This is a genomic window from Streptomyces sp. NPDC048671 (genome assembly GCF_055587045.1).
This window is the reverse complement of record NZ_JBVJHB010000024.1, coordinates 1-26173: the sequence shown is the minus strand read 5'-3', so window position 1 is coordinate 26173 and position 26173 is coordinate 1. Positions and strand designations below refer to the sequence as shown.

The 26173-nt window shown below is 69.3% G+C and carries 25 protein-coding genes and 1 riboswitch; of the genes, 8 read left to right on the top strand and 17 right to left on the bottom strand.

Going from position 1 to position 26173, the window contains the following annotated elements:
• Window positions 1-164: 164 nt before the first annotated feature.
• Window positions 165-1169 (bottom strand): EamA family transporter, encoded by a 1005-nt coding sequence (locus tag ACZ6S6_RS34655; protein WP_362961884.1) that lies wholly within the window; start codon window positions 1167-1169, stop codon window positions 165-167.
• A 132-nt stretch (window positions 1170-1301) separates the two neighbouring features.
• Window positions 1302-1844, bottom strand: coding sequence for a Clp protease N-terminal domain-containing protein (locus ACZ6S6_RS34650; RefSeq protein ID WP_362961886.1), 543 nt, complete (start codon window positions 1842-1844; stop codon window positions 1302-1304).
• A 243-nt stretch (window positions 1845-2087) separates the two neighbouring features.
• On the opposite strand from ACZ6S6_RS34650, the gene ACZ6S6_RS34645 reads away from it, so the two are divergent.
• Together ACZ6S6_RS34645 and ACZ6S6_RS34640 are read left to right on the top strand one after the other, a co-directional pair.
• Complete coding sequence (locus ACZ6S6_RS34645) at window positions 2088-2300, top strand: hypothetical protein (protein ID WP_469708950.1); 213 nt, start codon at window positions 2088-2090, stop codon at window positions 2298-2300.
• 61 nt (window positions 2301-2361) lie between these two features.
• On the top strand, window positions 2362-2793 hold the full coding sequence (locus tag ACZ6S6_RS34640) for a type II toxin-antitoxin system Rv0910 family toxin (protein WP_362961890.1): 432 nt from the start codon (window positions 2362-2364) through the stop codon (window positions 2791-2793).
• 110 nt (window positions 2794-2903) lie between these two features.
• Here the strand turns inward: ACZ6S6_RS34640 and ACZ6S6_RS34635 are convergent, their stop codons facing one another.
• Complete coding sequence (locus ACZ6S6_RS34635; RefSeq protein ID WP_469708947.1) at window positions 2904-3524, bottom strand: PadR family transcriptional regulator; 621 nt, start codon at window positions 3522-3524, stop codon at window positions 2904-2906.
• Between the two features lie 750 nt (window positions 3525-4274).
• On the bottom strand, window positions 4275-4475 hold the full coding sequence (locus ACZ6S6_RS34630) for a hypothetical protein (RefSeq protein ID WP_362961894.1): 201 nt from the start codon (window positions 4473-4475) through the stop codon (window positions 4275-4277).
• A gap of 199 nt (window positions 4476-4674) precedes the next feature.
• On the opposite strand from ACZ6S6_RS34630, the gene ACZ6S6_RS34625 reads away from it, so the two are divergent.
• Window positions 4675-5238, top strand: coding sequence for a DinB family protein (locus ACZ6S6_RS34625; RefSeq protein ID WP_469708945.1), 564 nt, complete (start codon window positions 4675-4677; stop codon window positions 5236-5238).
• 177 nt (window positions 5239-5415) lie between these two features.
• Complete coding sequence (locus tag ACZ6S6_RS34620) at window positions 5416-6237, top strand: PhzF family phenazine biosynthesis protein (RefSeq protein WP_469708943.1); 822 nt, start codon at window positions 5416-5418, stop codon at window positions 6235-6237.
• A 78-nt stretch (window positions 6238-6315) separates the two neighbouring features.
• Here ACZ6S6_RS34620 and ACZ6S6_RS34615 read toward each other — a convergent pair whose 3' ends face one another.
• Entirely contained in the window at window positions 6316-7095 is a 780-nt protein-coding gene (locus tag ACZ6S6_RS34615) for a CPBP family intramembrane glutamic endopeptidase (protein ID WP_362961900.1), read from the bottom strand.
• Between the two features lie 184 nt (window positions 7096-7279).
• On the opposite strand from ACZ6S6_RS34615, the gene ACZ6S6_RS34610 reads away from it, so the two are divergent.
• On the top strand, window positions 7280-9067 hold the full coding sequence (locus tag ACZ6S6_RS34610) for a substrate-binding domain-containing protein (RefSeq protein ID WP_362961902.1): 1788 nt from the start codon (window positions 7280-7282) through the stop codon (window positions 9065-9067).
• A gap of 50 nt (window positions 9068-9117) precedes the next feature.
• Here ACZ6S6_RS34610 and ACZ6S6_RS34605 read toward each other — a convergent pair whose 3' ends face one another.
• The gene (locus ACZ6S6_RS34605; RefSeq protein WP_362961904.1) at window positions 9118-10623 is read right to left on the bottom strand and encodes a glutamate-cysteine ligase family protein; all 1506 of its coding nucleotides are present in this window, start codon (window positions 10621-10623) and stop codon (window positions 9118-9120) included.
• A 482-nt stretch (window positions 10624-11105) separates the two neighbouring features.
• On the opposite strand from ACZ6S6_RS34605, the gene ACZ6S6_RS34600 reads away from it, so the two are divergent.
• Entirely contained in the window at window positions 11106-11699 is a 594-nt protein-coding gene (locus ACZ6S6_RS34600) for a hypothetical protein (protein ID WP_362961906.1), read from the top strand.
• Window positions 11700-12015: 316 nt separating this feature from the next.
• Window positions 12016-12222, top strand: a complete 207-nt coding sequence (locus ACZ6S6_RS34595) for a DUF5999 family protein (RefSeq protein ID WP_123528417.1) — start codon at window positions 12016-12018, stop codon at window positions 12220-12222.
• Window positions 12223-12341: 119 nt separating this feature from the next.
• Here ACZ6S6_RS34595 and gcvP read toward each other — a convergent pair whose 3' ends face one another.
• A complete protein-coding gene (gcvP, locus tag ACZ6S6_RS34590; protein ID WP_362961908.1) occupies window positions 12342-15227 on the bottom strand; it encodes an aminomethyl-transferring glycine dehydrogenase in 2886 nt (961 codons plus the stop codon).
• 194 nt (window positions 15228-15421) lie between these two features.
• Window positions 15422-15518, bottom strand: a riboswitch (glycine riboswitch).
• A 113-nt stretch (window positions 15519-15631) separates the two neighbouring features.
• Between gcvP and ACZ6S6_RS34585 the strand changes: the two genes are divergently transcribed.
• Window positions 15632-16000 carry a PRC-barrel domain-containing protein gene (locus ACZ6S6_RS34585; protein ID WP_362961910.1) on the top strand — a complete coding sequence of 123 codons (369 nt, stop codon included), beginning with the start codon at window positions 15632-15634 and terminating at the stop codon, window positions 15998-16000.
• Here ACZ6S6_RS34585 and ACZ6S6_RS34580 read toward each other — a convergent pair.
• From ACZ6S6_RS34580 to ACZ6S6_RS34535, 10 genes are all read right to left on the bottom strand, one after another.
• Window positions 15925-17406: a DNA polymerase IV gene (locus ACZ6S6_RS34580; RefSeq protein WP_469708939.1), complete on the bottom strand. Its 1482-nt coding sequence runs from the start codon at window positions 17404-17406 to the stop codon at window positions 15925-15927. The genes ACZ6S6_RS34585 and ACZ6S6_RS34580 overlap by 76 nt on opposite strands.
• Window positions 17407-17499: 93 nt before the next feature.
• Window positions 17500-18117: a MerR family transcriptional regulator gene (locus ACZ6S6_RS34575; protein WP_362961914.1), complete on the bottom strand. Its 618-nt coding sequence runs from the start codon at window positions 18115-18117 to the stop codon at window positions 17500-17502.
• 167 nt (window positions 18118-18284) lie between these two features.
• The gene (locus tag ACZ6S6_RS34570; RefSeq protein ID WP_006123076.1) at window positions 18285-18758 is read right to left on the bottom strand and encodes a bifunctional nuclease family protein; all 474 of its coding nucleotides are present in this window, start codon (window positions 18756-18758) and stop codon (window positions 18285-18287) included.
• Window positions 18759-18811: 53 nt separating this feature from the next.
• Complete coding sequence (ftsR, locus tag ACZ6S6_RS34565) at window positions 18812-19555, bottom strand: transcriptional regulator FtsR (RefSeq protein WP_362961916.1); 744 nt, start codon at window positions 19553-19555, stop codon at window positions 18812-18814.
• Window positions 19556-19596: 41 nt separating this feature from the next.
• Window positions 19597-20376 (bottom strand): FHA domain-containing protein, encoded by a 780-nt coding sequence (locus ACZ6S6_RS34560; protein ID WP_363076964.1) that lies wholly within the window; start codon window positions 20374-20376, stop codon window positions 19597-19599.
• A 190-nt stretch (window positions 20377-20566) separates the two neighbouring features.
• Window positions 20567-21358 carry a DUF881 domain-containing protein gene (locus ACZ6S6_RS34555; protein WP_469708936.1) on the bottom strand — a complete coding sequence of 264 codons (792 nt, stop codon included), beginning with the start codon at window positions 21356-21358 and terminating at the stop codon, window positions 20567-20569.
• Window positions 21359-21363: 5 nt separating this feature from the next.
• Window positions 21364-21696, bottom strand: coding sequence for a small basic family protein (locus ACZ6S6_RS34550; RefSeq protein WP_003970459.1), 333 nt, complete (start codon window positions 21694-21696; stop codon window positions 21364-21366).
• Window positions 21693-22616: a DUF881 domain-containing protein gene (locus tag ACZ6S6_RS34545; RefSeq protein WP_469708934.1), complete on the bottom strand. Its 924-nt coding sequence runs from the start codon at window positions 22614-22616 to the stop codon at window positions 21693-21695. The genes ACZ6S6_RS34550 and ACZ6S6_RS34545 overlap by 4 nt, the downstream gene beginning before the upstream one ends.
• A 153-nt stretch (window positions 22617-22769) precedes the next feature.
• Entirely contained in the window at window positions 22770-25265 is a 2496-nt protein-coding gene (locus ACZ6S6_RS34540) for a mannose-1-phosphate guanyltransferase (RefSeq protein ID WP_362961924.1), read from the bottom strand.
• A 113-nt stretch (window positions 25266-25378) separates the two neighbouring features.
• On the bottom strand, window positions 25379-25987 hold the full coding sequence (locus tag ACZ6S6_RS34535; RefSeq protein ID WP_362961926.1) for a CDP-alcohol phosphatidyltransferase family protein: 609 nt from the start codon (window positions 25985-25987) through the stop codon (window positions 25379-25381).
• Window positions 25988-26173 lie beyond the last annotated feature (186 nt).

Sequence of the window (26173 nt, the reverse complement as noted above, 5' to 3'; positions counted from 1 at the left end):
CGCTCGGCTCCGCACACGGGCAGCGACGAACCGCCCGGGGACTGCCCGAGTCCGGTCTTCGTCAGATGTGGCCGCCCGCGCACCACGGCCCGTCCGGCGGATCAGGGTCGGACAGGCCCTAAGCGGCGGGAGGCGGAAGTACGGTCGCATGCATGATCGTGACCCTACGTGGCGGCGCGGCCGGCGGACAACTCCCCCTCGGTCCCGGCCTGCTCACCGCCCGGTCCTGAGGCTATGGGCCCGGAGGGCGCCCTCGGTGTCGAGGACTGCGCGATGAAGGCGCCGAACAGCACCAGCGAACCGCCGATGAGCTGGGGGGCGGCCAGATGCTCCCCGAGGAGCACCCAGGCGAGCACGGTCGCGATGACCGCTTCCAGGCAGGCGACGACACCCGCGACGGCGGGGGACAGCAGCCGTACCGAGATCACGCCGGTGACGTACGCGATCACGGTGGCGAGCAGCACGATCCAGACGAGCAGCAGCCAGGCGGGCACATCCGTGCCGTTCATGGCGGTGCTGCCGCCGAGCAGGGACCAGTCCATGCCCCACGGCCGGGCCACCACGGTGAGAACGGCGGTGCCGATCAGCAGCCCGTAGGCGATGACCCCGACCGGGTGCGGAGGTTCGGAGCCCGCCGCCGGCTCGCCGCTGCCCTGGGCGGAGAGGACGAAGTAGCCGACCTGGCAGCAGGCCGCGCCGAGTGCGAGCAGCAGCCCGACGAGGTCGAAGCTCAGCCCGGACCACACCTCGACCACACACGCCAGACCGCCCACGGCCAGGACCACACCCACGGCGGCCGCCCGGGTCACCGGGCGGCGCTGGACGAAGCGCACCCAGCCCAGGACGAGCGCCGGCGCGAGGTATTCGACCAGCAGCGCGACACCGACCGGGATACGGGAGATCGCCGCGAAGTAGCAGGCCTGGACGCCCGCGACGGCGAGCAGGCCGAATCCCAGCAGCAGCACGGGCCGGCTGCGCACCAGAGCGCGGTGGCGCCAGGCCACGGGCAGCATGACGAGCGCGGCACCCGCCACCCGGAGCCACACCACATGGAGCGGGTCGAGTCCCGCCTCGATCAGCGGCTTGGCCGCCACCCCGGAACCGCCGAATGCGAAGGCCGAGGCGAGGGCGAGTCCCAGGCCGGCGCTTCTCCCCTGAGACGCGTGCATCGGCACATCATGACAGCTGCCGTCAGGAGCGTCACCCCGGTGACACCTGACGCGCGTAACACTCCGATGACGCTGTCACCCCTGACAGGTACGGCCACCACTCCCGCTCCGCCGCCGGGCCGAACCCCGCGGTCATCCCTGGTCGGAGGCCTCGACGATCCGGTCCGCGAGCAGCGCCGGGTCGACGCCCGCCCGTGCCAGCACCTCGACAGCCCTGCACTGCCGGTCCGCGGCCAGCGCGGCGAGCAGATCCAGCCCGCCGGCCCGCTCCTGGCCGCGGAGTCCCGCGCGCCGGTGCGCGTCCTGCATCGCGGAGGCCGCGGAGGGCGACCAGCCCTCCACTCCCGTGTCCGGCGCGTCCGGCACCACCTCAATGGCCCCGGAGTCCTCGATCGCGCCCTGCCAGCGCAGCCCGTAGCCGATACTGCGCTGGACGAGGTAGCCGAGCACCCTGGCCAGCTGCGGTCCGCCGTCGAAGGCGGTGCGGACCTCGGGGTCCGACTCGATCAGGGAGTGCAGCAGATGGGCCGTGTCGATCTGCTGGTCGCCGTCGCGGAGCGCGCGGCGGCGCGCGCCCGTCACCACGGCGGCCAGTTCCACGGTGAGCTCCGCCTCGGTCTCGGCACGGTGGTTCGATGCGGGTTGCTGAGGAATCCGCGGTGTCCGGTTCTGCACACTCCCACCTCATCAGCCCGGACGGGCCGGAACGTCCCCGGAGAGGCCCATTGACGCATCCCACCCGAGTTGGGCACAGAAGCGCGACTCCTCCTCCTTACGGATGAGATCACGCCGTTCTGGGATCCGATTCCGGGAATCGGCGCGCGCCGTCTTGCCATGCGCTCCCGGAGCAACCGGAAGCCTCCCCGTACACGTCCCACAGCCCGGAGCACTGTTGCGGCGGCGGGAGGGGTGCCGGAGGTGAGCTGGCTGGTCGCCCTGCCCGCACTCGACGGGCGCGATTACGTCTACCGGGTCCACGCGCCCCGGGACGCGCTGCCCGCGGACCTCTTCTGGGCGGCGTTCCACTGCCACGACGACGGGCCGCACCCGCGCGCCTCCGACCGCTTCGACTCGGCACGGATCTGGCGGACCGGAACGGGCCCAACAGATCTGACAGTTCATCAGTATTGAATGTTCGGGCCACTGAGGCTACGTTCCGCGACACCGTAACCCGTCGAGAAGGGGTGGTCGCATGGCCGAAGTCAGTGCAGAGGCGCGCATCGAGGCACCGGCCGAGAAGGTCTGGGCCCAGCTGACCGACTTCAGCACGTACGGGGAGTGGAACGCCACCCACACCAGCTTCCCCAAGGGCGGTCCGGCCGCGCTGGAACTCGCGGGAACCTATGAGGAGAACATGAAGCTCATGGGGTTCCCGGCCGAGGTGACCTGGACGGTCGCCGAGCTGGAGGACGGCCGCCTGCTGACGACCACCGGGAAGGGCCCGATGGGCGTCAACCTGAAGATGCGCTACGCGCTGACACCGGACGGGGACGCCACGACGGTCCGTATCGACGGCGAGTTCACGGGGGCGGCGGTCTCCCTGATGGCCGGCAAGCTCAAGGATTCGGCCACCGCCGCCCTCATCGAGTCACTGCGCAAACTGGACGGACTCATCGTCGCCTGACGCCTGACACCCGGCGGACCGCCCGTCCGCGCACCGGCACCGAAAAAGCCCCGCGGGACATCCGCGGGGCCCTTCGGCGTACAGCTCCCCAAGTCTTCGCACCGGCCGGCTCAGTGCTCGTCGGCGAGAATCAGGTAGAGCTTCTTGCGGGCGTCGTTGATGACCGCGAGCGCCTTCTCGCGCTGGTCGGCCGACCCGGTCTTCCAGACCTGGCCGAACGCCTCCATCAGGCCGAAGCCGGCCTGCCGGATCTCGTTGACACCCTCCCAGTCGACGCCGCGGCCGGCCTCTTCCCAGGGTGCCTCGGGGCCCGACTCCGCCTCGGTGCGGCCGGTGTCGGTCAGCGTGAACAGCTTCTTGCCGCCCTCACTGGCGCTGACGATCAGGCCCTCGTCCTCCAGGAGCTGGAGGGTCGGGTACACCGAGCCGGGACTGGGCCGCCAGGCCCCGCCGCTGCGCTCGCCGATCTCCTGGATCATCTCGTAGCCGTGCATCGGCCGGTCCTTCAGCAGGGCCAGGATCGAGGCACGTACGTCACCGCGGCGCGCCCTTCCCCGGCCGCCACCCCGGCCGCGTCCGCCCCCGAAGGGGCCACCACCGAAGGGTCCGCCGCCGAACGGCGGACCGAACTGCCCGAAGGCCGCCCGGCGCCCCTCGAAGTCGCCCCGTCCGCGCTCTCCCGGCCCACAGGGGCCGTGTCCGTGTCCATGCTCATGTCCGCGTGAACGCATCACTGCACTCCTTCTATCGTTGATCTGTCGCGATGCGTCAACGATATATCGGAACCGATCGCTTGACAAACCCCTTGCCGGAAATATTCGTGACTGACCTGTGCCGGCGAAGGCCGGTCGCCTGCCACTGAAGTCGAGCCAAATGCAGTTCGTGACAGCGAAGATGCGCCGCTGCGGGTCAAGGTGGGTGCGCCACTCCAGCGGGAGATCGCGGGCGGTGCGCTCCCTGGATATGGAGAACGATTCGACCGGACGTTGCTGACCTCTGGCAGATGATCTTGACTGTTTGCCAGGTGGGTTTGACCGGCTTGCCCAAGGAGTTGGTCTGCCTCAGGCGGGGTTGTCGAGGCGGACGGCGGTGGCGTTCAGACGGCCGGCTCGGCGCAGATATCGGCCTCGGGCAGCTTGTTCGGATTTGAGGTCGAGTGCGGCAGCGATCTCGCGGAAGGCCAACAGGGTCTTGCCGTCGGCTGCTTCTTTCCGGGCGGCGGGCCTCGGCCTGGTCGATGTCTTCGCGTGCGGCGCGGATCAAGGAGAGCGCGTCGAGGACGTCGGTCTCGTCAGCACGGTCGACCGGTTCCCGCCGGAGGTCGGCCTGGGCAGTGATGACGGCTTGGAGGGCGACCGGGACGTTCGCGGTCGCCCTCCGGCGTCGTTCGTCGTCGGGCGTTCCGACGTGGCACTCAAGGACACGGGCCGGCGCAGCGGTCTGCACCTTCGAAGGGTGCCGGAACCAGTAGCCGCGGAACCTCAGGGGGCGGGCTGGAGCCCGCCTTCCACGCTGGTGACGCGCCAGTCACCGCTCTCGTGGGTCAGGTGGACGACCAGAGATACCTTGGAAGATACCTTGGTCTGATTGTTGACGGTCGTCACGAGGGCAGTGTTGTCGCTAGGCAGTTTCGACGATTCTGCCTTCCACGCTCTCGCGGTAGCGAGCTGGTCGTCAGTCATGCAAACTCACCTGGCAATCGGTCCATGATCGCTGTCACAGGACAGTGACCTGTGACTGTGGATGTTGATCGATTGCCGGCGAAGGCCGATCAATCGAATTCTGTGCCGGTCAGGGATGACTGCCTGCGGGACTTGTGACAGTGGAGGATGACCGCAGACGGCGACGATCACTCGCTCGACGGGTCTGTAGTGTGCGGCAATGACAAGAAGCGAGCGGCTCGCGGAGCAGTTGGACTGGTACTGGCGCAAGAACCTGCGGCCACGGCTGGACGGTCTTACCGACGAGGAGTACTTCTGGGAGCCGGTGCGCGGCTGCTGGAGCATCCGCCCACATGGCACGTCGGCCGCACCGGTGTCGGCAGGTTCGGGGAAGTGGACGATGGACTCCGCGTCCCCCGACCCGGTGCCGGCGCCGGTGACCACGATTGCCTGGCGGCTGGCGCACATCACCGTCTCGTGCCTGGGCTATCGGGTCAAATGGCACTTCGGCGGCCAGGACGTCGACTCCCAGACATTCGCCTACGCGGGGACCGCTGACGAGGCGCTGAAACAGCTCGATGAGATGTACGGGAGATGGAACGCGGGGGTCCGCGAGCTCTCGGACGCTGACCTGGACAATCCGCCCAAGGTGGGTCCCGAGCGGTTTCCCATGGAGAACAGGGTCCTGCACGTCAACAGGGAGCTGATCCATCACGGCGCCGAGATCTCCCTGCTGCGCGACCTCTACCGCTGGCAGGACGGAGCCGTACCGCACCGAATATGACTTTCGGTAACCGGCGATCGAGCTTCGGAAACGTACGTGGGATCCGTGACGCTCCATGGCTGCTGCCGCCAGTGGCAACTGAAGGATGATCAAACGATCACTGTCACAGGTCAATTCGGTCCGCCGATCCGGAATTGGCCTTGGCCTGCGGCTCTGCCGGGCACCTACGGTCGGGGCATGAGGATTCGAATCGTCGACGCGTTCACCGACCGCCCCTTCACCGGCAATCCCGCGGGCGTCCTGCTGCTCGGCCCGGACGGCTTCCCCGGCGACAGCCGGCTCCAGCAGATCGCGGCGGAGCTGAACCTGTCCGAGACCGCGTTCGCGCACCCGCTGCCGGCGGGCGGCGCCGCCGACTGGGCGCTGCGCTGGTTCACCCCGGCCACCGAGGTCGACATGTGCGGGCACGCCACGCTCGCCACCGCCCACGTCCTGCACACGACCGGGGCCGCGAGCGGCACGGTGCGCTTCGCCGCGCGGTGCGGGATCCTCACCTCGACCGCGCATCCGGACGGCTCGCTCACGCTCGACTTCCCCACCGCGCCGCTGACCCCCGAGGCCACGCCGGAGGGTCTGGCCGCCGCGCTGGGCGCGGAGCCCGTGTCCGTGCACGACACGGGCCCGTACACCGGTGACCTGCTCGTGGAACTGGCCGACGAGGCGGCCGTACGAGGGCTGGCCCCTGATTTCGCGGCGCTGACCGCCCACTCGCGGCGCGGCGTCATCGCCACCGCCGCGGCCACCGGCCCGGCCACCGGCTACGACTTCGTCTCCCGCGGCTTCTTCCCCGCCGTGGGCATCGACGAGGACCCCGTGACGGGCAGCGCCCACACCGCCCTGGCACCGTTCTGGTCGGCCCGGCTCGGCCGGGACGATCTGACCGGCCTCCAGGCGTCCGCCCGGTCCGGGCTGGTCCGCACCTCACTGCGCGGCGACCGGACACTGCTGACCGGCGACGCGGTGACGGTCCTGGACGGGGAACTGCTCGTCACCCTGTGACGGGAGGGAAGGAAACGCCGGGAGGGGGTGTGCGGATCACCCCGCACGCCCCCTCCCGGAACCCGGCCCCGCCGCTTCTCACGGGGTGGGCAGCCAGCCCACCTTCCCGGCGAGCAGCGCGTATCCGACGAACGCCCCGATGTCGAGCAGGGCATGCGCCGCGACCAGCGGCCCCACGCGCTGCCAGCGGCGGTACAGCAGCACGAAGACGACCCCCATCACCATGTTCCCGATGAATCCGCCGACCCCCTGATACAGGTGGTACGAGCCGCGCAGCACCGAACTGGCCACCAGGGCAGCCATGGGCGTCCACCCCAACTGCCCCAGCCGGCGCAGCAGATATCCGACGACGATCACCTCCTCCAGCACGGAGTTCTGGATCGCCGACAGGATCAGGACCGGGAACTTCCACCACACGTCGGGCAGCGACTCGGGGACGACCGTGAGATTGAACCCGGCGGCCCGGACCACCAGGTAGAAGGCCAGCCCCGCGCTCCCGATGCCCGCCGCCACCAGCGTGCCGCGCCCCAGGTCCGGCCCCGGCCTGGTCCGGTCGAAACCGATCGCCCGCAGGCCCGTCCCCTCCCTGATCAGCAGATGGGCCACGAGCGCGACGGGCACCAGTGCCGTCGTGATGCCGAAGAGCTGCCAGGCGAGATCCAGCCAGGGACGCCCCGGCGCGTACGAGCTGTTCAGCGTCGCCGCCTGATCCTTCAAACCCCCTGGTTTCGTCAGTGATCCGACAAAACTGATCAGGGCAGACACCCCGCTGGCCCCCAGCGAGAGAGCTAGCACCAACACCGTCTCGGACCGCAAGATCCGTCGTGACACGGCCTCCTGAGGATAAGAATCAGCCACGCGCCCAGCCTCCACCTGTACACCTGCCCTGAGTTGTGCATTCACGTCCCATGCCACTCCCCGCCCCGCTAGGGTCTCGAATACAGGTACGAAGATCATGCGCGACAGGCCGGGGGACGAGCACCATTGCCGATGGTGTGGTCCCCCTTTTCCTTGTTCATCCTCAAGGAGGGGCACCACCGACATGGGACGTCACAGCTTGCCCGACGACTACACGGCGGACGGAAGCGGGGACCGTCCGTCGAACCGGCGTCGTACCGTAGCCATCGCCACCACGCTCGTTCTCGCCGTGGCGGCGGGAACCGCGGTAGCGGCCAAAGGCGGCTTGCTGTCGTTCTCGGAGTCCTGCCAGGACTCCGCGGTGCATCTGTCCATGGTGGCCTCCCCCGACATCGCTCCGGCCGTGCGTACCATCGCCGACAAGGCGCACAAGGACGGCCTCAGATCCGACGGCCACTGCGTCGACGTGAAGGTGGTGGCCCGTGACTCGTACAAGGTCGCCGACGCGCTCGCCGACGGCACCAGCACGCCGGACTACCAGATGTGGCTGCCGGATTCCGATCTCTGGCTGGGCCGCGCCAAGGGGACCGGCGACGCCGTGCCGGTCACACCGGGCGACTCCGTGGCCTCCTCCCCCGTGACCCTGGCCACGGTGCCCTCCGCCGCCAAGACCCTCGGCTGGCCGAAGAAGAAATACACCTGGGCCGAGTTGATGGCCTCGGCCATGGAGGCCGACAAGGTACGGCTGGGCTCCGCCGACCCGGCGCGCAGCGCCACCGGCCTGCTGGCGCTCACCAGCATCGGCGCGTCCTCCGACAAGCAGGGCGGGGACAGCGACACCAGGGTCGCGGCCACCGCCAAACTCCTCGCCCAGCGGATGTCCGACAGCGACACCGAGGTGCTCGGGACACTGGCCGGGGACGGCTCGGGCGCCGAGAAGGGCGATCCGGCCCGCAACCATGCGGTGCTGCTCTCCGAGCAGGCCGCGTTCGCCCACAACGCCGAGGCGACCGGGGACGGGAAGCTGGACCTCTTCTACCCCACGGACGGCACCCCACTGCTCGACTACCCGTTCGCCCTGGTCAACGAGAACAAGCTCAGCACCGACGAGAGCCTGGCGGCACTGCGGTTCATGACCCTGCTGACCGAGGAGAGCGCGCAGCGCACGCTGGCGGAGCACGGCTTCCGGACCACCGACGGTACGGCGGGCGAGACGCTGGTCGCGTCGGCCGGCGGCAAGTCGCCCCAGCCGTACGCCACCTCACCCGCCACCGCACCGTCCGACGACACGCTTCAGGAAACGCTCGGCATGTGGACGATCACCGTGCAGAGCGCGCGGCTCACCACGGTCGTCGACGCCTCGGCTTCGATGGCCACGATCGTGCCGGGCCGCGACCAGTCCCGGATGGACGTCACCAAGGCGTCCCTGATCGAGGCCCTCAACCAGTTCACGCCGAATGACGAGATCGGCCTCTGGGAGTTCGCCACCAGGCTCGACGGCGACAAGGACTACCGGCGGCTGGTGGCGACCAGCCGGCTCGGGGAGCAGGCCAAGGGCGGCGGCACCCACCGGCAGAAGCTCGCCGCCGCGTTCTCGGCCCTGCAGCCCGTGCCGGACGGTGCGACCGGGCTGTACGACACCACGCTGGCCGCCTACAAGGAGGCGCAGCGCACCTATGTGAAGGGCAAGTTCAACGCCGTGGTGATCCTCACCGACGGCTCGAACCAGGACGACCGTTCTATCTCGCGCAGCGCCCTGATCGCGGAACTCAGGCGGATCGCCGACCCGGAGCGCCCGGTTCCGCTGCTCGCCATCGCGGTCGGCCCGGACGCCGACCGTGAAGAGGTGAACGAGATGGCCAAGGTGACGGGTGGCGGCGGCTACCAGGTCAATGACCCGGCCGAGATCCAGGCGGTGATTCTGCAGGCCGTCATGACCGCCGGGCAGAGCGGCCGCGCCGCCAAGGAATAGCGCCCGCGCGGCGGGCCGGGGCCGTCCTGTATCGGCCCCGGCCCGCCCGCTCATGTTCCCGGGACGCCCACCGGCCAGCTGTGCACGGGCTCGCCGTCCTGCATCAGTTCGCCGTAGCGGCGGGTCATGGCGGCGAGCGCGGCCCCCCGCCCCAGTCCGGCGTCCCGCGCCCGGTGATAGGTGTCGGCCTGCCAGGACGCCCCGTTCGTCCGCCGCTTGCAGCGCTCCTCGATGATCCCGAGGTAGCGGTCGCGGTCCGCGGGCTCGATGTTCCACGCGTCGAGCCCGGCGGCCGCCAGCGGCAGCAGTTCGTCCCGTACGAGTTTGACGACCGGCACCCGGGTCAGCCCGCCGGAGCGGCCGGGCCGGGGCCAGAGCAGCTCGGCGTCGATGCCCCGGCGGCAGGCGGTGTCGAAGTTCTCGGCCGCGGCGGCGAACGGCATTCTGGTCCACACCGGGCGGGACTCCTCGGCCAGGGCCCGCACGAGCCCGTAGTAGAGCGCGGCGTTGGCTATCACGTCGGCGACGGTCGGCCCCGCGGGCAGCACCCGGTTCTCCACCCGGAGGTGGGGGACGCCGTCCGACAGCCCGTACACCGGCCGGTTCCAACGGTAGACCGTGCCGTTGTGCAGGACCAGTTCCTGGAGCCGGGGCACCCCGCCCTCGTCGAGGACCCGCAGCGGGTCCTCCTCGTCGCAGATGGGCAGGAGCGGGGGAAAGTAGCGCACGTTCTCCTCGAAGAGTTCGTACGCGGAACCGATCCAGCGCTCCCCGAACCAGGTCCTGGGACGCACCCCCTGGTTCTGCAGTTCGGGCGGCCTGGTGTCCGTGGCCTGCTGGAAGAGCGGCGGGCGCGACTCCCGCCACAGCTCCCGGCCGAACAGGAAGGGTGAATTGGCTCCCAGCGCCACCTGGACCGCGGCAACGGCCTGCGCGGCGTTCCACACATCCGCGAACCGTTCCGGGGTCACCTGCAGATGCAGTTGGACCGAGGTGCAGGCCGCCTCCGGCGCGATCGACCCGGAGGTGCAGACCAAACGCTCCACACCTTCGATATCAAGGGAGAAATCCTCGCCGCGCGCCGCCACCATTTGGTCGTTCAGCAGCGCGTAGCGGTCCACGTCGGAGAGGTTCGCGCGGACCATGTCCCCGCTGCCGAGCGTGGGCAGTATTCCGATCATCACGATCCCGGCGTCGACCTCGCCGGCCTTGCGGTCGGCATATCCGAGGCCGGTCCGCAGCTCTTCGGCCAGCTGGTCGAGAACGCGCCCGGCCAGCTGGTGGGGAACAATGTTCACTTCCAGATTGAACATCCCGAGTTCTGTCTGGAAATCCCGGCTCGCGATGCGCTCCAGTACCTGTCCATTCAACATCCTCGGCATGCCGTCGGAGCCCGCCAGATTCAGCTCGATCTCCATGCCCATGAGGTTGCGCGGCCGGTCGAGCCTCCGCTCCGCCAGGAGCCTCCCCAGCCCCTCCAGGCACTGGTGGAGCTTCCGCCGGTACCTCTGCCGATCGGACAGGTCAAAGGCGCCCGCCACGACCTTCTCCCCCATCGAAGTGTCCCTCCTCGAGTGGGCAGCCCGCGGCCCAGGCCGCTCGCGTCACGATCGATAATGCCCAGACGGGGTGATCCATAACGCCCCGCGCAGGGTGTACAGCCGCTAATCTGATGAGCGCAGCCGGGGGCACATTCACTCGGCATGACGCAGTGCGCAGTTTCCACCGTTCGGCCCTCGCGGAATGCACTGACGCGTTTCAGCCTACCGCGTCACAGGAAAAACCCGAGGCGACGGCTGTGCCGCTCGCACCGAATCAGCATAATCTCCGCATAATAAAGTCCGGATACCGTCTTGCCGGCAATAGTCGTGGCGGCTAGTGGAATCACCGCGTGAACACGTGTCGTATAAACTCCGCGGACGAGGCAGAGAGTTGACGCACCGGCTCAGTCACCGGCCTCCTCTGGCCCCGCACGCCGACAGCGCCGTCTGCACCCACCCACGCTCCACCGTGTCTCCGAAGTGAGAGGCGACCCACTATGCCGCTGCATGTTCCTCCGGCTCCCGCGCCCGCGCTGAGAAGCGTACTCGCGGCGCTCGGTTCACCCACCGCGGTCCGCGAGGCCCGTACCCCCGCTCTGCGGTCCGTCCAGGGGCCTCTGAGCCCCGACCACCCACTCCCCGTCCATGTACTGGACCGCATCGGAACGGGCGGGCTCACACCCACCACCCGGCTCGCCGCCTGGCGCTTCCAGATCCGCGGCGCGGAGCGGGCGGTCGCCGCGGCGGACACCATGCTCACCCCCGACGGCTGGACCTTCTCGCACTTCTTCGAGGGCCCCTACATCGCCTCGACCGAACTCGCCCTGCGCCAGGCGGAGGCGGCAAGCACGCACTACCAGCCGAGGCTGCTGTCCATTCCCGAGCTCTACATGCTGGCGCTGTGGCTGCACGAGGACACCGAGGCCGACGCGTCCGGCGGGTCCCCCGCCCCGGCCGATCTGCTGGTTCCGCTGGCTCCCGCCCCACCGGGCATCGCGGCACACCGTCCGCACCGGGTCGCCGATCTGCTTCCTGTGATCACCACCCGCATCACACCCCGCCCCGGCCCCCTGCTCGGCTCCCCCGCCTGAGCCCCGGCCGCCCCCCACTTCACTGTGCCCCGCCGCCGATTCCGGTGGCGGGGCACAGCGCTGCGGGGGCGCATTCGCTCCCCGTCCGGACTAGCCCCATCCGGCCACCCCGAACCACCCGAAGTGACAGGGCAGTTGCGTTGAACCGTCCGGCTGGGTGATGCGTTATGAGGGGAGAAGAAGCGCTGCCGCGAAATCCCTGCGGATTGACGCCCGTGGGGCAACACTGGGACCGGACCGATCGATACGGGGGGCGGCCATGAACACCTCATCAAGCCGCAGGACACTCAACTCAACGCAGCGAAAGAACCCAGCCATGTGTCAGCACCAGCCACCCTGCCCCACAGCCGACTCAGCCGACCGGGAAGCCGCCCGCCTGGTGGCGCACCATCCGGAACAGGGCTGGAGCCTGCTGTGCAACGGCGTCCTGCTCTTCGAGGACACCGGTGAGCTGCTCCCGGACGGGCAGATCATCGCGCCGCACCGGCCGCTGGGAACGGGCCGGGTGATGAAGGCCGCCTGACCGCGGCAGGTACGGACAGGGGCCGGCCCGGAGAGATCTCCGAACCGGCCCCCGACGCAGTTCCGCCCCGCACGGACGCAGTTCCGCCGCGTACGAAGGCGTCCGTGCCGTCGGTTTCGTCAGTTGTCGTACTCGTCCAGCGGCGGGCAGGAGCAGACGAGGTTGCGGTCACCGAACGCACCGTCGATCCGGCGCACCGGCGGCCAGTACTTGTCGGCGGCGGTGACCCCGGCCGGGAAGACCGCCACCTCACGGCTGTAGGCGTGCGCCCAGTCGCCGCCCAGCGCTGCCGCCGTGTGCGGGGCGTTGCCCAGCGGGTTGTCGTCCGCGCCCCACTCGCCGGAGGCCACCTTCTCGATCTCGCCGCGAATGGCGATCATCGTGTCGCAGAAGCGGTCCAGCTCCGCGAGGTCCTCGCTCTCGGTCGGTTCGATCATCAGCGTGCCCGCGACCGGGAACGACATGGTCGGTGAGTGGAAGCCGTAGTCGATGAGCCGCTTGGCCACGTCGTCGATGCTGACGCCGGTCGCCTTGGAGATCGGCCGCAGATCCACGATGCACTCGTGCGCGACCAGACCGGCCGGGCCGTTGTACAGGATCGGGTAGTGCGGCTCCAGCCGCTTGGCGACGTAGTTGGCCGCGAGTACGGCGACCTGCGTCGCACGCTTCAGGCCCTCCCCGCCCATCAGGCGTACGTACGCCCAGGAGATCGGCAGGATGCCCGCCGAGCCCCACGGAGCGGCCGAGATCGGGCCGACCCCGGTCTCCGGACCGGCGGCGGGCTGCAGCGGGTGGTTGGGCAGGTACGGCGCCAGGTGTGCGCGCACACCGACCGGGCCGACGCCGGGGCCGCCGCCGCCGTGCGGGATGCAGAAGGTCTTGTGCAGGTTCAGGTGCGAGACGTCGCCGCCGAAATGGCCCGGCTTGGCGAGACCGACCAGCGCGTTGAGGTTGGCGCCGTCGACGTACACCTGGCCGCCCGCGTCGTGCACCTCGGCGCAGATGTCGGCGACGTGCTCCTCGAAGACACCGTGTGTCGACGGGTAGGTGATCATGAGCACGGCGAGCTCGTCGCGGTACTGCTCGATCTTGGCGCGGAGGTCCTGGATGTCGACCTCACCGTCGTCGGCGGTCCTCACCACGACGACCTTCATGCCGGCCATCACGGCACTGGCCGCGTTGGTGCCGTGTGCGGAGGACGGGATCAGACAGACGGTCCGCCCCTCGTCGCCGTTGGCACGGTGGTACGCACGGACGGCCAGCAGCCCCGCGAACTCGCCCTGCGAGCCGGCGTTCGGCTGGATGGAGACCGCGTCGTAACCGGTGACCTCGGCGAGACGCTCCTCCAGCTCACGGATGAGCGTCAGGAAGCCCTGGGCCTGCTCGGCCGGCGCGAAGGGGTGCAGCGCGCCGAACTCGGGCCAGGTGATCGACTCCATCTCGGCGGTCGCGTTCAGCTTCATGGTGCAGGAGCCGAGCGGGATCATGCCTCGGTCCAGCGCGTAGTCACGGTCGGCGAGCCTGCGCAGGTAGCGCAGCATCGCGGTCTCGGAGCGGTACTGGTGGAAGACCGGGTGGGTCAGCACGGCGTCGGTCCGCAGCAGCTGCTCGGGCAGCGCCTCGGCGGTCGTGGCGTCCAGTGCGTCGATGTCACCGGTGGCGCCGAAGGCCGCCCAGACGGACGCGATCTCCGTACGGGTGGTGGTCTCGTCGCAGGCGAGCGAGACGAGGTCGGCGTCGACGAGCCGCAGGTTCACACCGCGCTCGCGGGCGTCGGCGACGACCTCCGCGGCCCTGCCGGGGACCCGGACGGTGAGCGTGTCGAAGTGGGAGCCGGTCACGACGTCGCCGCCGGCGGCGCGCAGGCCCTCGGCGAGGATCGCGGCGTAGCGGTGGGTACGCCGGGCGATCGTCCGCAGCCCGTCCGGGCCGTGGTAGACGGCGTACATGCCGGCCATCACGGCGAGCAGCACCTGAGCGGTGCAGATGTTGCTGGTGGCCTTCTCGCGGCGGATGTGCTGCTCGCGGGTCTGGAGGGCCAGCCGGTAGGCCTTGTTGCCGTCCGCGTCCACGGAGACGCCGACGAGGCGGCCCGGCAGGCTGCGCGCGAACTTCTCGCGCACGGCCATGAAGCCGGCGTGCGGTCCACCGAAGCCCATCGGCACGCCGAAGCGCTGCGTGGTGCCCACCGCGATGTCCGCGCCCAGCTCGCCGGGCGAGGTGAGCAGGGTGAGCGCCAGCAGATCGGCGGCCACGGTGACGATCGCGCCGAGCTCGTGGGCCTGCTCGATGACGGGCCTGAGGTCGCGTACGGCTCCGGAGGCGCCCGGGTACTGCAGCAGCACGCCGAAGACGCCGCCCTCGGCGATCTCGGCCGGGATGCCGTCGGTGAGGTCGGCGACGACGACCTCGACACCGGTCGGCTCGGCACGGGTCCGGATCACGGCGACGGTCTGCGGGAGGGCGTCCTGGTCGACCAGGAAGACACCCTTCTTGACCTTGCCGACGCGCCGCGCCAGCGCCATCGCCTCGGCGGCGGCGGTGCCCTCGTCGAGCAGCGAGGCGCCGGAGGTGGGCAGCCCGGTCAGGTCGGCGACCATCGTCTGGAAGTTCAGGAGGGCTTCGAGGCGGCCCTGGGAGATCTCCGGCTGGTACGGCGTGTAGGCCGTGTACCAGGCGGGGTTCTCCATCACGTTGCGCAGGATCACCGGCGGGGTGAACGTGCCGTAGTAGCCGAGCCCGATCATCGGGGCCAGCACCTGGTTGCGGTCGGCGAGCGCACGCAGTTCGGCCAGCACCTCGGCCTCGGTACGGGCCGTCGGCAGCTGAAGCGCCTCGGCGCTCCGGATGACATCGGGCACCGCGGCCGCGGTGAGCTCGTCGAGCGAGCCGTAACCGACCTGGGCGAGCATCTTCGCCTGCGCCGCGGCGTCGGGACCGATATGACGCTGCTCGAACGGAATTCCCTGTTCCAGCTGGGAGAGCGAAGTGCGACGGGGGGTCATGGTGGAGGCCTCCTGGTCTGTCACGACCTGCGAGGGGCACCACGGCGCGGGGTGCCCGAACGGCCTCCCCCTCTGTCATCTCAACCTGAGAGCTTCACCGGTGCCCACTGCACGCACCGGTTTTCACCGTCGGTGAGGGAGAGATCCACCTCGGCACACGGCCGTGCGGAACCCGCCCTGCTTTCCAGAGTGACCTCGTCCGTGCGGTACGGGGGCCTGAGAGATTCCGGGGAGGATTTGCTCCTTCGGCGCCTCCGGATTCGTTCCGGAGGACTCTCCCGCACGGGGTAAGCAGCCACTCTCAGCCTACCAGCGGGGTTCCCGGCGGAATTCTCGAGTGGCCAACCCCACGGATCTGCACTTCTGTGGTTCCTGTGGAGTAGCCGCGACCAGTGGGAGGGTCCGTGCAGACCGACATCGATCCGCGCAGCCTGATCGGCCGCAAGGCGTTCGACCGCGAGGGCACCAAGATCGGAACCGTGGACGAGGTGTACCTCGACGACGCGACGGGCGTGCCGGAGTGGGCGGCCGTACGCACCGGACTGTTCAGCCGGGACGCCTTCGTCCCGCTGGAACCCAGCGAATTCGTCGAGGACGTGCTGCGCGTCCCCTTCGACCGCTCACTGATCAAGGACGCACCCGACTTCGGGGTCGGCCGGCATCTCTCGCCGGAACAGGAGCTCCAGCTCTACCGGCACTACGGTCTGGACTCCCCGCCCGAGGAGACCGGCCCGGACCGGGACTTCGGCAGGCTGGCCGGCCAGGACGAGTAGTCGGCCGGGTCCCGCACGAGCGGCAGCGGATCGGCCGGCCGGAGTTCCGGATCGTCGATCCGGAACGTGCGCACCCGGCCGGGCGCCGATTCCGGCTCCTCGAAGCGCACCGTCACCCGGCCGACGCCGCTGCCCTGCACCCAGCCGTGGCCGTGGATGCCGTGCCGTACGTCGTGCCCGGCCGGCCAGCGGCGGGCGGCGAGCTGCTCGGCGCTCTCCTGCTCCTGTTCCGGCCCCTCGGGCTCCGGCCGGCCGTCGCCCGTACCGGCGTCCGCCTCGCTCCCCGCGCTGTCGGCGAGCCCGGCGGCAGCGAGCCCGGCGGCGGTGCGCTCGTCGGCCGCCTGTGCGAACAGGTCCTCCTGGGTGTAGTCGGCGAGCCCGGTGACGCCCACGCCCAGCAGCCGCACTCCCCCGGTGGTGTCCACGGACTCCAGGAGCCGTGCTGCGGCCTCCCGGACCACCGTGGGGTCGTCGGTGGGGCCGCGCAGCGTCTCGGACCGGGTCAGGGTCGAGAAGTCGTACCGCCGCACCTTCAGCACCACGGTCCTGCCCGAGCGCTCCGCCGCCCGCAGCCGCTGGACGCACCGGTCCGCGAGCCGCTCCACCTCGCTCCTGACCCGGACCCGGTCGTGCAGGTCCGTGTCGAACGTGTCCTCGACCGAGACCGATTTCGCGTCGCGCTCGGCGACGACCGGACGGTCGTCATGGCCGGACGCCATCCGGTGCAGTGAGCCGCCGTGCGCCTTGCCCAGCAGCCGCACGAGCTCCGCCTCGCCCGCCTCGACCAGGTCGTTCACCGTGGTCATCCCGGCGCGCCGCAGATGGTCCGCGGTGGCCGGCCCGACCCCGGGCAGCGTGCGGACCGGCATGGGCGCGAGCAGATCCCGCTCGGTGCCCGGCGCTATCAGCAGGATCCCGTCGGGCTTCGCCTCCTCCGAGGCGATCTTGGCCAGCATCTTGGAGCCCGCGAGGCCGACGGAGCCGCTGAGTCCGGTGACCGCCTCGATCGCCTCCCGCAGCTGCTCACCGATCGCCAGCGCGGAAGCCGTGTCGTCCGCGGTGCCGCCGGCCTCCAGGTCGACGAAGGCCTCGTCCAGGCTCAGTGGCTCCACCAGTGGTGACAGCCGGCCCAGCAGCTCCATGACCTGGTCGCTCACGGTCCGGTACAGCGCGAAGCGCGGCGCCAGATAGGCCGCGTTCGGCGCCAGCCACCTGGCCTGCGCCATCGGCATGGCCGAGTGGACCCCGAAACGCCGCGCCTCGTACGAGGCGGTGGCGACGACCCCGCGCGGCCCCAGCCCGCCCACCACCACGGGCTTGCCGCGCAGACTCGGCTTCGCCGCCTGCTCCGCAGAGGCGTAGAAGGCATCCATGTCCAGATGCAGGATGGTCGGCGCGGCTCTCACATCAATCGATGCTGCCCTACGGCACTGACAATCGCCGGGTGGCGACCGCCCGCGGGCCCGGGAAACCCCGGGCCCGGCCGGGCTCCCACCGGCTCAGCCGGCCCGGTTGCGCCGTCGGGCGAGCTCGTCGGCGGGATTGTTCCCGATCAGCGTCTCGCCGGTGTCCACCCGCTCTCCGTGCAGCTGCGACAGCGCGGCGTCGACGTCCCGCCAGACCACCCCCACGGCGATGCCGAAGACGCCCTGACCCCCTTGGAGCAGCTCCACGACCTCGGCGGGCGAGGAGCACTCGTAGACGGTCGCCCCGTCGCTCATCAGCGTCATGCGTTCGAGGTCCTGGAAACCGCGGGCCCGTAGGTGCTGGACCGTGGTGCGGATGTTCTGGAGGGCCACCCCGGTGTCGAGGAAGCGCTTCACGATCTTCAGCAGGACGACGTCCCGGAAGCTGTAGAGCCGCTGTGTGCCCGATCCGTACGCGGGACGGACGCTCGGTTCGACGAGGCCCGTGCGAGCCCAGTAGTCGAGCTGGCGATAGGTGATCCCCGCCGCCGCGCATGCCGTCGGCCCGCGATAGCCGATGTCCTTGGCCGATGCCACGCCGTCCCCCGCCACCGCAGCCGGCACAGCCGGTTGCCTGATGGTCTGGTCGGCTGTACTCCCCTGCTGCGGATACGGCCCACCCACTGCCGCACCGTCGCCGCTGCTTCTCACGCCGACCTCCGTCCTTGACCTGCCCACTCGAAGGTAGGCAGTCACCCGGGGTGCGTCAACGATCGCCACACTCGGCACGCCGAGTGATAATCACCCTGAGGGTGGTTTCCCGTGACTCTCGACCGGGAAAGGCTTCTCGGATGCGCTGACGGCGCCCCCTTGGGACGTCACTGGCTGTTCGTACCGAAGTCCTCCGGCGAGATCTGATCGAGGAACTCCCGGAACTTCTCCACCTCGTCCTCCTGCTCGTCGGGAATCGCGATTCCCGCGTCGTCGAGCACCCCGTCACTGCCGTAGATCGGCGTTCCGGTGCGCAGGGCGAGCGCTATGGCGTCGGACGGCCGCGCACTCACCTCGACTCCGCTCGCGAAGACCAGCTCCGCGTAGAAGACCCCTTCCCGGAGGTCCGTGATCCGGACCTCGGTGAGCTCCTGGCCCACGGCCTCGAGCACATCCTTGAAGAGGTCATGGGTCAGCGGCCTGGCCGGAGCCATGCCCTGCTGAGCGAAGGCGATCGCGGTCGCCTCGCCAGGACCGATCCAAATAGGGAGGTACCGGTCGCCTCCCACTTCACGCAGGAGCACGATCGGTTGGTTGGAGGGCATTTCCACCCGGACACCCACAACGTCGAGCTCGTTCACACAGCAACCCTAGGACGTGCTCGGCAGGTTTGGGTAGTCGGGGCCCACGGCGATCAGTGGAGCCTGATCTGGAGCGCGGTCTGTACGAGGGCCGAGTGCAGCCGTACAGAGAGCTCCGCGAGCTCCTTCGCAGTGGCCTCGGCATGGGCTCTGGTCTGCGGATTCCGGTGCCGGCGCAGTGGTGCGACGACCTGTTCGATGAGTCCGGCCTCCCGGTCGGCGGCCGCTCTCATGGCGCGCAGATGCCGCGGTTCCAGGCCGAATCGGCCCAGATCCGCCACAAGCCTGGCGACGGTGACCGTCTCGGCGTCGTATCCGCCGTCGGCCGTCGGAACGACCAGACCGTAGGACTCCCACGCGTCGAGGTCGCTCTCGGTGACCTCCGCGGCAGCGAGAAGCTCGGCACGGCCGATGCGGGCGGCCGTGGCCCGGCCCGTCCCGCCGGTCCAGCTGCCGTCGGTGAAGTCCCGCTCGCCGTCCGGGGCCGGCAGGGCCACCCGCTCGCCCCGGGCGACGGCGTCCAGGTGCTCGCGGATGACCTTCAGCGGAAGATAGTGGTCCCGCTGCATCCGCAGCACCTGAGCGAGCCGCTCGACGTCGTCGGACCGGAACTTGCGGTAGCCGGAAGGCGTCCGCTGCGGTTCGACGAGTCCCTCCGCCTCCAGGAAGCGGATCTTGGAGATGGTGACTTCGGGAAACTCGTTCCGCAGCTGCAGGAGCACCGTGCCGATGCTCATCGGGCGGTCGTCGGCGGTGGCGGTGCCGTTTCCGGCACCGCCCGTCGGTGTTCTCAGCATGGACCTTCCTGGGGGTCCCCCCGACGGAGTCGGGGGACGGGTCAGATGGCCCGCTGGCTCGCGTAGAAGACCAGCCGGTACTTGCCGATCTGCACTTCGTCGCCGTTGGACAGCGCGACGGAGTCGATGCGCTCACGATTGACGTACGTGCCGTTGAGGCTGCCCACGTCCCCGACCGTGAAGCTGCCGTCGGGGCTCCGGCGGAACTCCACGTGACGGCGCGAAACCGTCACGTCGTCGAGGAAGATATCGCTCTGCGGGTGGCGGCCGGCCGTGGTCAGCTCGCCGTCCAGCAGGAACCGGCTGCCCGAATTCGGACCGCGCCGCACCACCAGGAGCGCCGAGCCGAGCGGCAGGGCGTCCACAGCGGCCTGGGCCTCGGGCGAGAGCGACGGCGCGGACGACTGACCAGTCACCTCCGCCTCGTAGGCCTCAAGGCCCGAGATGGAGATGGTCGACGTCGTCTCCGAGGCCCGCTCGGGAACGCCGCCCCTCAGCGGCGCGCCGCAGTTGGAGCAGAAACGACTGGCTTCGGCATTGCGGTGGCCGCACCTCGTACAGACCGGCATGGACGAACCCTCCTGCCTCGGGGTGAACCCTCCACCCGTACTTGAGGTTGACGGTTCTCCGAAACCTATGCGGCCGGGACCGGCAGGGTCAACAGACGACGCGCCCGAATTGTCACCCCCCGAACCTGCCACCTCATCGCGGAAGAGCGGGCGCTCGGAGCCCTGCTCGTCGGCTTGACCATGGCGTGGCGCGCGATGGCGGGCAGCCTCATCGCGTGCACTCTTGCCGAACAACTTCCCAAACAACTTCACGGGCGATTCCCCTTGACCGAAACAGACCCGCCCGTGGGGCAGGACGAACCCTGACTGAACACACCTGCCGACCCGGACATCTTCACAACGTCCGTATCCACTCGACAGTTTCCACCACGCGCCACGATTACGATGCGGCGACCCCCCGCAACCTTCTGCCCGTGTCCCCCGACGCCCACGCGTCCCGGGTTCACGGGGCCGACGACCGAGCGTAGTCAGGCCGCTCCGCCGGTCGCAAGGCGTCCACGACAATGTCGTCGGCCTGCGACACATGCACAGTGGCCTGTTCCTTCTCCAGCGTCTGCACCACGCCGCCCGGGATGTTCAGCGCCGGCTCCAGATCCTGCGGCTTGCCGATGACCTTGAACACGTACGGAGGCGAGATCTTCCGCCCGTCGACCTTGATGGCGCCGCCGTCGCCGGAGAAGTAGGTATTGGCCACCACCCGCACGCCGTTGACCTCGATCGCCTCGGCGCCGGCTGCCCGAAGCTCCTGAAGCGCGTCGAGGAGCTTGTCGGCCTCCACCGCGCCGCCGGGGTCGTTGATCGTGAGGGTGATCCCGGGGCCGTGCGCGGCCACGGTGCCCGCGAGGATGCCGAGTTGACGCTCCTTCTCGACCGTCTGCTTGCGTGCCTCCTCCGCCTGGTCGGAACTGTTCTCCAGCTCCGTGCGCTGGTCCTCAAGGCGCTGCTTCTCGTCCTCCAGCCGCTGTGAACGGTCGTCCACCTCGTCGAGGATGCGGACCAGGTCCTCCTGGCGCGCGCCGCGCAGGGCGCTGTTGTCGCTGTTGGACCGCACCTGAATGGCAAGCCCCAGACCGAGGACGAACAGCAGCACCGCGACAATGAGTTGGGCGCGGGTGATCCGTGGCGGCCAGAGCCCGGCGACCAGCCGCTGGCGTCCGGTGAGCTCCTTGGGGGCGTCCACGGGCTGCTCGCCGGGCTGCTCCCGGTCGCCGGTGAATTCTTCGTCGTCGCTCATCGGCCTCAGGCCCGGAAGACGTGCCGGCGGATGGCGGCGGCGTTGGAGAAGATCCGGATACCGAGGACGACCACCACACCGGTGGAGAGCTGGGCGCCGACGCCCAGCTTGTCGCCCAGGAAGACGATCAGGGCGGCCACGACCACGTTCGAGAGGAACGAGACCACGAAGACCTTGTCGACGAAGATGCCGTCGAGCATGGCCCGCAGGCCACCGAAGACGGCGTCGAGGGCGGCCACGACGGCGATCGGGAGATAGGGCTCGACCACCGCCGGCACTTCGGGCCGGACCAACAGTCCGACCACGACTCCCACGACGAGGCCCAGTACGGCGATCACGATGTGCCCTTCCCTGTGTCTGCCGCACCACTGCCGGTGTCTGCGGCCTTATAAGGCTCTGCTGTCCGTACGATCAGGCTCGGGGCCGCCGGGAGATTCACCTTCTCCTGGACGGAGATGCTGGTCCTGATGTCGAAGGTGTCCTTCAGCGCTTGCAGATTCTGCCCGTCGGCACTGCTGCGGAAGGCGGCGCTGAGCTTCTTCCCGTCCCCCACCGCGAGCACCGAGTACGGCGGCACGAGCGGTTTGTTGTCGACCAGTATGGCGTCGCCCGCGGCGCGGATCGCCGACAGGGCGGTCAGACGCTGCCCGTTGATGGCGATCGCTTCCGCACCGGACTGCCACAGGCCGTTGACGACCCGTTGCATGTCCCGGTCCCGGACCCGTCCGGTGTCGGAGAAGCCGCTGGTCTCACGCGGTCCGCCGCCGCCCTGGTCGGTGTTCTTCGCGTCGTCGACGACCAGCTTCAGGCCGGGCCCGTGCACGGGCGTCGCCCCGGAGAGCAGAGCCACCAGTTCCGTCTGGTCCCCACCGTGCTTCTCCAGAGCCTTGCGCTGACGCCTGCTGACATCGTCACGGACCTTTTCGACCTGTGCCTCAAGAGTGTCGGTCGCAGCGGTCTCCGAGTCGATCCGGTCGATCAGTTCCTCGCGTTCCTTGGCGAGGACCGGTGCCGCCACCCGTGCCTGCGCGGCACCCAGAGTGACAACGAGCGCGGCCAGCACCAGGCATGCCGCGAAGCCGAGCTTCGCCTTGAGGGTGCGGGGCATACCGGCCCGGCCGTCGGCCTCGCGACGAGCCGATGCCTCGGCGTACCCGTCGTCCAGGCTGTGGTCCATCACATTGGTCAGCAGCGACATGGACGCGTCGGGGCGTGCGGGCGACGAGGCCGTGCGCCGATCGGGGGGCTGCTGCGACATGCCGCACATCGTCGCACGTCGCGGCGGCTACCGCCGAATGGCCCCACCGATGTGCCGGGAGCCGCCGGCCGGCTCGGGCCGGCACGCCGCGGGAAGCCCGGACCGTCCGGCCACCGCGGCGGCGTCTCTCCGCCGGCGCGGTGGCCGGACGCCTCAGTTGCCCGCGCTGTCGACGATCGCCGACCACTCGTCCAGGAGGGCCTGCGCCGAGGCGTCGTCCGGCCCTTCCGCCCACAGATGGGTGACCGCTTCCGCCCGGTCCGGCAGCACCATCACCCAGCGTCCGTCCGCCTCGACGACGCGCACACCGTCCGTCGTATCGACATCGCGCTCTCCGGCGGCCTCGACGACACGGCGCATCACCAGCCCCTTCACGGCCCACGGGGTCGCCAGATCACGGCGCAGGACGTGGGCACGCGGGATGCGTGCATCGATCTGGCTGAGTGTGAGCTGCGTCCTGGCGACCAGCCCGATCAGTCGTACGAACGCGGCCGAGCCGTCGAAGACGCTGCTGAATTCCGGAACGATGAAGCCGCCCCGCCCGTCTCCACCGAAGATGGTGCCTTCCTCGCGTCCGACCCGGGTCAGGTCGTCGGGCGATGTAGTCGTCCACTCGACCTGGGTGCCGTGGTACGCGGCCACCTGCTCGGCGACGCGGGTGGTGGTCACCGGCAGCGCCACCCGCCCGCTGCGCCGCTCGGCGGCGACGAGGTCGAGCATGACCAGCAGGGCCCGGTCGTCCTCAATGATCCGTCCCCGCTCGTCGACCAGGGAGAGCCGTTCGCCGACCGGGTCGAACCGGACTCCGAAGGCCGCCCGCGCCGAGGAGACGATCTCACCGAGCCGCACCAGTCCGGACCGCCGGGTCTCGACGGACTCGGTCGGCCGCGATTCGTCCAGGCCGGGGTTGATGGTCAGCGCGTCCACACCGAGCCGTCCCAGCAGGCTGGGCAGGACAAGTCCCGCGCTGCCGTTGGAGGCGTCGACGACGACCTTCAGCCCGGCGTCGGCGATTCCGGCGGTGTCCACGTTCCGCAGCAGCGATCCGGTGTACGAGTCGAAGACACTGGACGGGAAGTGCAGGTCCCCGATCTCCCCGGGGAAGGCCCGGCGGTATTCCTGCCGGGCGTAGACGCGGTCCAGCTTCCGCTGCTGCGCCTGGGAGAGATCCGCGCCGCTCGCGTCGAAGAACATGATGTCGACGGAGTCGGGGACGCCCGGCGACGTCCGGATCATGATGCCGCCCGCACTGCCGCGTGCGGTCTGCTGGCGCGCCACGGGCAGCGGTACGTTCTCGAGGTCGCGGACATCGATGGCGCTGGCCTGGAGCGCGGAGATCACCGCACGTTTCAGCGCTCGGGCACCACGGGAGTGGTCACGTGCGGTGGTGACCGTCGAGCCCTTCTTCAGGGTCGTGGCGTACGCACCGGCCAGCCTGACCGCCAGCTCCGGCGTGATCTCGACGTTCAGGATCCCGGAGACACCGCGCGCCCCGAAGAGGTGGGCCTGTCCGCGCGACTCCCAGATCACCGAGGTGTTGACGAAGGCGCCGGCCTCAATGGTCTTGAAGGGGTAGACGCGGACGTTGCCCTGGATGATCGATTCCTCGCCGACGAGGCATTCGTCGCCGATGACGGCGCCGTCCTCGATACGGGCGGCACGCATGATGTCGGTGTTCTTGCCAATCACGCAGCCACGCAGATTACTGTGATCGCCGATGTACACGTTGTCGTGCACCACGGCCTTGTGCAGGAACGCCCCGCTCTTCACGACGACGTTCGACCCGATGACCGTGTGTTCACGGATCTCGACACCGGCCTCGACCTTGGCGTAGTCGCCGATGTAGAGGGGCCCCCGGAGTACCGCGTCGGGATGCACCTCCGCGCCTTCGGCCACCCATACACCGGGCGAGATCTCAAAGCCGTCGATCTCCACGTCGACCTTGCGCTCAAGGACGTCGGCCTGCGCCTTGACGTAGCTCTCGTGCGTACCCACGTCCTCCCAGTAGCCCTCGGCGACATAGCCGTAGATGGGCTTGCCTTCCTTCATGAGCTGCGGGAAGACGTCTCCGGACCAGTCCACGGAGACATCGGCCTCGACGTAGTTGAAGACCTCGGGCTCCATCACATAGATGCCCGTGTTGACGGTGTCCGAGAAGACCTGCCCCCAGGTGGGCTTCTCCAGGAACCGCTCGACCTGGCCCGCTTCGTCCACAATCGTGATCCCGAATTCCAGAGGATTCGGTACACGGGTGAGGCAGACCGTGACCAGGCCGCCCTTTTCCTTGTGGAAGGCGATGAGATCGGTGAGGTCGAAGTCGGTGAGCGCGTCACCGGAAATGACGAGGAAGGTGTCGTCCTTCAATGCCTCTTCGGCATTCTTCACGCTGCCCGCGGTGCCGAGCGGTTTCTCCTCGTTGGCATAGCTGAGCTCCATTCCGAGCTCTTCGCCGTCTCCGAAGTAGTTCTTCACCAGAGACGCGAGGAACTGGACGGTCACAACCGTCTCATTGAGCCCGTGCCTCTTCAGCAGCCGAAGCACATGCTCCATGATCGGCCGATTGGCTACGGGCAGGAGCGGCTTGGGCATGCTTGAGGTCATGGGGCGAAGGCGAGTGCCTTCACCACCTGCCATCACGACGGCCTTCATGTCGGAAACGTCCTCCTCGAAGAGACGACGGTCTAGCCGACTTCGCCCGTCAGGGCAGCATCTGTGTCATCAGCCGCGGGCCGGCCACGCTGCGCGGCACCGCATCAACAGGCTCAATCGGCTACTGCATCCGCCTTGACAAGCCGGCGGACCTGAACCACGTAGAGGATCCCTGCCCACCAGTAGAGCGTTGTACCCCATACTGCGAACGCCCAGCCGAAAACAGTGGCCAGTGATGCCAGCCAACCACCTCCGTCGCTGAGCAGCAACAAGGGAAACGCGTACATCAGATTGAACGTGGCCGCCTTGCCCAGGAAGTTCACCTGGGGCGGTGGATAGCCGTGACGGCGCAGGATTCCCACCATCACGAGAAGCATGAGCTCGCGAGCGAGAAGAGCTGCGGTGAGCCAGAGCGGGAGGATCTCCCGCCAGGTCAGTCCGACAAGGGTCGAAAGAATGTAGAGCCGGTCGGCGGCCGGGTCGAGCAGTCGTCCGAGGCTGCTGATCTGGTTCCAACGACGCGCGAGCTTTCCATCAAGGTAGTCGCTGACACCGCTGAACATCAGTACCAGCAACGCCCAGCCGTCGCTCTTGGGCCCGCCGAACTCGGGGCGGAGGATCAGCCACAGGAAGACAGGCACGCCTACCAGGCGAGCCATGCTGAGGATGTTGGGGATGGTGAGTACCCGGTTCGTCTGAACGCGAGTCTCCTGGACCTCCACCCGGGGGCCTCCTGTGAAGAACGTGCCAATGATGCCCCCTGACCCTACCCTCAGCGGTGGCCGGCAGATACATAGGGGTACCGAGAACGCCCCGGAACGCAGAAAAGCCCCGTGCCACAAGGGCACGGGGCTTAACTATAAAAGGAGTTCGGCGGCGTCCTACTCTCCCACAGGGTCCCCCCTGCA